Annotated in this window: 4 protein-coding genes; 1 reads left to right on the forward strand and 3 read right to left on the reverse strand. The window is 69.9% G+C overall.

Annotated elements, in window-relative coordinates:
* Window positions 1-453 (forward strand): non-reducing end alpha-L-arabinofuranosidase family hydrolase (locus tag VM306_RS28270; protein ID WP_325520506.1); only part of this gene is annotated, 453 nt, incomplete at its 5' end.
* A gap of 86 nt (window positions 454-539) precedes the next feature.
* On the opposite strand, the gene VM306_RS28275 is transcribed toward VM306_RS28270, so the two are convergent.
* The 3 genes from VM306_RS28275 to VM306_RS28285 all read right to left on the reverse strand — a co-directional run.
* Window positions 540-4,283, reverse strand: a complete 3,744-nt coding sequence (locus VM306_RS28275) for a glycoside hydrolase family 2 TIM barrel-domain containing protein (protein ID WP_325520508.1) — start codon at window positions 4,281-4,283, stop codon at window positions 540-542.
* Window positions 4,284-4,355: 72 nt separating this feature from the next.
* Complete coding sequence (locus VM306_RS28280) at window positions 4,356-5,639, reverse strand: ricin-type beta-trefoil lectin domain protein (RefSeq protein ID WP_325520510.1); 1,284 nt, start codon at window positions 5,637-5,639, stop codon at window positions 4,356-4,358.
* A gap of 16 nt (window positions 5,640-5,655) precedes the next feature.
* On the reverse strand, window positions 5,656-6,271 hold a 616-nt coding region (locus tag VM306_RS28285), incomplete at its 5' end, for a cellulose binding domain-containing protein (protein ID WP_325520512.1).

The following is a 6,271-nucleotide window of genomic DNA, read 5'->3' on the forward strand; positions in this document are numbered from 1 at the left end:
GACAACGGCAAGATCTACCGGGCCAGCATGCCGATCGGCAACTTCCCGGGCAACTTCGGCTCGTCCTACACGACCGTCATGAGCGACACCACGAACAACCTGTTCGAGGCGGTCGAGGTCTACAAGGTGCAGGGCCAGAACCAGTACCTCATGATCGTCGAGGCGATCGGGAACAACGGGCGCTACTTCCGTTCGTTCACGTCCAGCAGCCTGAACGGGTCGTGGACCCCGCAGGCCGCCACCGAGAGCAACCCGTTCGCCGGCAAGGCCAACAGCGGTGCCACCTGGACCAACGACATCAGCCACGGCGACATCATCCGCACCAACCCCGACCAGACCAAGACCATCGACCCCTGCAACCTGCAACTCCTCTACCAGGGCCGCAACCCGAACTCGGGCGGCGACTACGGCCTCCTGCCGTACCGGCCCGGCGTGCTGACGCTGCAACGCTGACCGCCTGACACCGAGCAGCACGACGAACAGGCCGGCTCCCCTCCGCGGGGGAGCCGGCCTCGTCGTCCTTTCGGGTCCTGACGCTCCTAGAGCCGTTGCAGCCCGAACCTCTGGTTCAGCCCGGTACCGGTGGTCCACTGCGAAAGGCGGGCGCCGTCGGCGGTCGACGCCTCCCACACGTCCAGGGAGAGGCCGCTCTGCCGGTTCACCAGGCCGATCACGCCGAGGCCGTGGTCGACGACCTGCCACTGCTGGGCGGTGGCGCCTGTGTCGGTCTGCTGGGTGATGTCGGCGCCGGTGCTCGAGCTCGCCGCCTGGAGCACGAGACCGCTGTGCCGTGCGCGGACGCGGTAGAAGCCGCCGCCCGAGTCCAGGAAGTCGAACACCTGGTTCAACCCGCCCGTGGCGCTCCACTGGATCGCGGTGGCGCCGGCCGCGGTCGAAGCGCCGTTGATGTCGACGAGCTTGGTGCTGTGCTGGGCGACGAGGCGGTAGTCCACCCCCGGCTGCACCGGGCCGGTGCCGCCGCCGGTGCTGCCGACCGGCTGGCGGGACAGCGCCAGAGCCTGGGCGAGGTCGGGCAGCGGGCGCAACCGGTACGTGTAGCTGTAGTCCCGGTTGGGGAACAGCTTGTAGGTGTCGAGGGGATGTGCGCCCCAGCTGTCGTTGCCGCCGACACCGGTCTGCCGCAGGTTCAGCCGCAGCACCACGTCCTGGCGCCGGGTCAGCTGGTAGTCGTGCCGGACGCCCTTCGAGAGGTCCTCCGGGGTGAAGTAGGACGCGTTCACCTCGAGCAGCGGTTCCGCGTACGCGAGCAGGCCGCGGCCGGAGCCGTTGGTGAGAGCGACCCAGCGGACGTCGGTCTTGTTGCCGTTCTCCTGCGGCCGGAGGTAACCGGTCCACTGCTCGGCCACGGTCGAGGAGTACACGCCGACGTCGGAGCCCGTCTTCCGGTCCCACTGGTTCTCGTGCGGGCCGCGGCCGTAGTAGCGCAGCCGGGAGAGCTCACCCGGCACGAACAGCATCGTCCCGACCTCGGGGAGGTAGGGCAGGCTCGACGATCCGGGGTGCAGGAAGTTGTCGACCTTGATCTCGCCGTTGCCGTAGACCGTGTACGTCGTCGTGAACGTCGACACCGTGCTGGTCGGCAGGGTGCCGCTGACGGTGACCCGTGCCGCGCGGTCGGACGGCCGGTCCAGCACCACCCTGCTCACCGTCCGGTTCGCGCCGGCGTTGCGCCACGTGGCGTTGCGGCTCGGGTGGCCGTTGCCGACGTCGTTGTCGGTCGGCGCCCGCCAGAAGTTGGGAACGGGCCCGGAGTTCAGCAGGCGCATGCCCAGGGCGTCGTAGGAGGTGATCAGACCGGTCGCCTTCGCGATGACCACGCTGAAGTCCTGACCGGTGACGGTGATCCGGTCACCCGTCTCTGTCGCGGTCACCACCGGCACCGACGTGACCGGTGTCGGCACCACCGGCGGGCTGGAGAGGTTGACGGGCAGTTGTTGCTTGGCCACCTCGAAACCGGCGCCGGCCCACGGTGCCGCGGTGCGCAGCTTGAACGACAGCCGCAGGAAGTGCTCCGCGCCAGGAGCCGGGTTCGCCGGGCGCTGGACCGGCAGCTGCACCGTCCTGGTCGACAGCGGTGGCACGTCGGCCTGCGCCGAGGTGAGCTGTCCACTCTGGACAACGGTGCCGTCGGCGACCAGCGCCCAGTCCACCACGAACTCGTTGACGTTGGTGAACAGGTGCTCGTTGGTGATGCGGACGGTGTCGAAGGAACTGCCGGCGGCCACGACGATCGCCTGGTAGACCTGCTTGACCTCGACGGCCTTGCCGCTGATCCGCCGGTCGGGGGTGACGATGCCGTCGCCGCAGAAGGCGCCGTCGTTCGGGTTGTCGCCCCAGTCGCCGCCGTAGGCGAGGTACGTGACGCCGGACGCGGTCCTCCAGGTGAGGGCCTGGTCGACGAAGTCCCAGATCCAGCCGCCCTGCAGCACGGGGTTGGCCCGGATGACGTCCCAGTACTCCTTGAGGTTGCCGGTGGAGTTGCCCATGCTGTGCGTGTACTCGATCATCACGTACGGCCGGGTGTCGGAGGTGCTCCTCGCCCGGTTCAGCACCCCCGCCGGGCTTTCGTACATGGCGGAGCGGATGTCGCTGACCTGGGGGCGGTTGTCGCCCTCGTACTGGATGACCCTGGTGGGGTCGGCCGCACGGATCCAGTCGCGCATCGCCACGAAGTTGCTGCCGCCACCGGCCTCGTTGCCGAGCGACCACATGATCACCGACGGGTGGTTCTTGTCCCGGTGCACCATCTGGGCCGCCCGGTCGAGCACGGCCGAGGTCCAGTCCGCCTTCGAGTCCGGGTAGTCGTCGCGGATGCCGTGGGTCTCCAGGTTGGTCTCGTCCACGACGTACAGGCCGTACTCGTCGGCGAGCTCGTACCAGATCGTGTTGTTCGGGTAGTGCGACGTGCGGACCGAGTTGATGTTGAGCTGCTTCATCACCGTGATGTCGCGGACCATGTCCTCGCGGGTCAGCGCCGTTCCGCGGTCCGGGTGCATCTCGTGCCGGTTGGTGCCGCGCAGCGACACCGGCTGACCGTTGATCCGCATCAGCCCGTTGACGAGGGCGAACTCGCGGAAGCCGACCCGCGCCGACACCGTCTGGGTCACCGCGCCGGACGGGTCGCGCAACGTGAGCACGGCGGTGTAGAGGTTCGGGTGCTCGGCCGACCAGAGCCTCGGCCCCTGCACCGCCTTCGCGCCGCGCGCGGTCGTCTCCTGACCCGGCGAGGGCGCGTTCACCGCCGTCCGCAACGGTTCCGGCCACACCGGTTGCCGGTTCTGGTCGTACAGCTGCGTCTCGACGGTGAGTCCGCCGGACTGCTGGCCGCCGTTGTTGCGGACGGCCACCGCGACCACCAGGTCGGCGTTGGTGTAGTTGTCCCGCAACGGAGTGGTGATCGTGAAGTCGCGCAGGTGGACGGGCGGCAGCGAGTAGAGCCATACCGGCCGGAAGATCCCGGACAGCCGGATCATGTCCTGGTCCTCGAGCCAGTCGCCGTCCGGGTACTTGAAGACCTCGACCGCGACCAGGTTGGAACCCGCGCGGACGTGGTCGGTGACGTCGAACTCGGCCGGTGTGTACGACCCCTCGCGGTAGCCGACCTTCGTCCCGTTGACCCACAGGTAGAACCCGGCCTTGACACCCTCGAAGTGGAGGTGGACCCGCCGTCCCTGCCAGGTGGACGGCAGCGTGAAGGTCCGGCGGTACTGGCCGACGGGGTTGACCCGCTGCGGCGCGAACGGGGGCTGGGCGTTCTCGTTCTGGCCGTTGGCGCCCCACCACGGGTACGTGACGTTGAGGTAGATCGGGGCGTCGTAGCCGTGCAGCTGCCAGTTCGACGGCACCGGGAGGGTGGCCCAGCCGCTGTCGTCGTAGTCGGCGCGCCAGAAGTTCTGGTCGCGGTCGGCAGGGCGGGTGACGTGCTTGAACCGCCAGGTGCCGGTCAGGTCGAGCCGGAACGGCGAGGTCGTGCGGTCCCCGGCGAGCGCCTGCTGGAGGTCGGCGTACGGCATGAACGTGGCGTGTGCCGGCTGGGCGTTGACGGCGAAGATCCCGATGTTGTTGTTCCACTCCGGGAAACCGTTGGGCGGGTCGGGCCACGCCGCCGCGAGCGCGCCGTTCGCGGGTGCTGCTGCCGGTGCGGGCGTCGCGGCACTGGCGGCCGCGGGACCGGGAAGTCCTGTGGCGGCCAGCGCCGCGAGCCCGCCACCGAGGACCGTGCGCCTGCGGACCCCTGGACGTTCGTCTTGTTCGTGGGGCAACGTCGTCTCCTCGAAGTGGCCCGTCAGCGCGGGCGTGGGTGGAGGCGGCCCCAGGCCGGCGGCCGCCTCCTGCTAGGACTGGGACCAGCGCTGGTCGGCGCCGCCCTGGCACGAGGCCACGGTCACGGCCGAGCCGTTGGCCGTGCCGCTCGCGGTCAGGCACAGTCCTGTTTGGACGTTCGTGACCGTGCCGGAGGAACCGGACGTCCACGCCTGGTTGGCGCCGCCGTGGCAGTCCCAGATCTGGACCCTGGTGCCGGAGGTCGCGCCGGTGGGCGCGTCCAGGCACTTGCCCGTCACCTGCAGCGCCTGCCCGTTCCTGCTGAACTGCTGGTTGGCGCCTGCGTGGCAGTCCCAGGCGACCAGCTGGGTGCCGTTGGCCGTGCCCGCTCCCGTGACGTCCAGGCAGCGGCCCGAGGCCTCGCCGCGCAACCGGAACGAGGTCGGAGGAGGCGTCGTGCCGCCGGTGAAGAAGTTCCATACCTCGGTCTTGACCCAGCTGCGGGCGCCGCTCTCGCAGCCGGCGCACCCGTCCACCGGTCCCTGCTGGTGCCCGCCGTCGAAGGGGGCCCAGGCGACCGGGTAGCCGGTCCGGCAGTTCGCGTAGTGGGTGGTGATGTGGGTGCGGCTGCCGGCCGCGGGCTCGGGCGCGTTCTGCGGAGTGCAGCCGTTGTTCCTGACCCACCGGTCGCGCTGGCTTCGTCCCGAGCCGATGTTGTCGCTGACGCCGTGGATTCCCAGGTAGGCGACGGGGGCGGTGCCGCCGGCGCATCCGCTGATCTCGCCGGGGCTCGCGATCGCGGCGATGGCGCGGAACACGGTCGGGCGCGAGCACGCGAGCGAGATGCTCATCGCGCCGCCGTAGCTGAAGCCGAGCGAGAACCGCTGCGTCGTGTCGACGCAGAGGTCGTTCTCGATCCGGCTGAGCATGTCGTCGACGAACCGGACGTCCTCACCGCCGGAGTTGGCCCAGCCGTTGTCGAGCCCCTGCGGTGCCACGAAGATCGTCGAGTTGTCCGCCAGCCGCCGCAGGCCGTAGTAGGCGTAGACGTCGCCGTCGCTGCCACCGCCCGCCACCTGGTCGGCCGTGCCGCCCCACCAGTGCAGGCCGAAGACCAGCCGGTACTGGCGGGTGTTGTCGTAGTTGTCGGGGATGCTGAGGATGAACGAGCGGTTCTTGCCGCCGCTCTGGATGGTCTGGTTGCCGTTGCGCAGGGTGGGGGCCTTGCCGCAGCCCGGTGTCGCCGCGAGAGAGCCGGTCCTGTCCGGCGCCTGCGCGTGGGCCGCGCCGACGCCGGACAGGACCACCGCCGCGGCCGCCGCGATGGCGATCCACCACTTCCTGTTCTGGTGCATGGTGTTCGTGCTCCTGTCAGACGACCTGGCACAGGCGACCGTTGAGGTTGAACCAGTCCGGCTTCCCGGCGTTGCCCGTGTGGGTCGCCTGGAAGCCGAAGGTGATCGACGCGCCGGGCGCGATCTGCCCGTTGTACGAGGCGTTCGTCGCGGTCACCTGGCCCAGGGTGGGGGAGTAGGAGTAGGTGGCGCTCCAGCCGCCCGTGATCGTCTGCCCGCTGGGCGGGGCGAAGACGAGCGACCACCCGTCGACGGGTGCCGTGCTCGTGTTCGTGAGGGTGATGTTCGACGTCAGGCCCTCGGCCCACGAGTCGATCTTGTCGCTCACCCGGCACGGCCACTCGGTGGGCAGCGGGGTGGACGGCGTCGTGTTCGGAGTGCTCGACGTGCTCGTCGGGCCGCTGCCACCGCCGAACTGGGTGATGAACTTCCACACCTCGCCGGAGGTCCAGGTCTGCCACCCGTCGCCGCCGGAGTCGATCGGTCCCGGGGTGTGCCCGCCGTCGAACGCCGCCCAGACCACGGGGTAGCCCGCGCGGCAGCCGCTGTAGTTCGTGATGATGTGCCTGCGGCTTCCCGCCGCCGGTTCGGGGGCGTTCTGCGCGGTGCAGCCGTTGTTGCGCACGAACGTG

Origin of the sequence: Lentzea sp., from assembly GCF_035525475.1 — a bacterium.
Classification (GTDB): Bacteria; Actinomycetota; Actinomycetes; order Mycobacteriales; family Pseudonocardiaceae; genus Lentzea.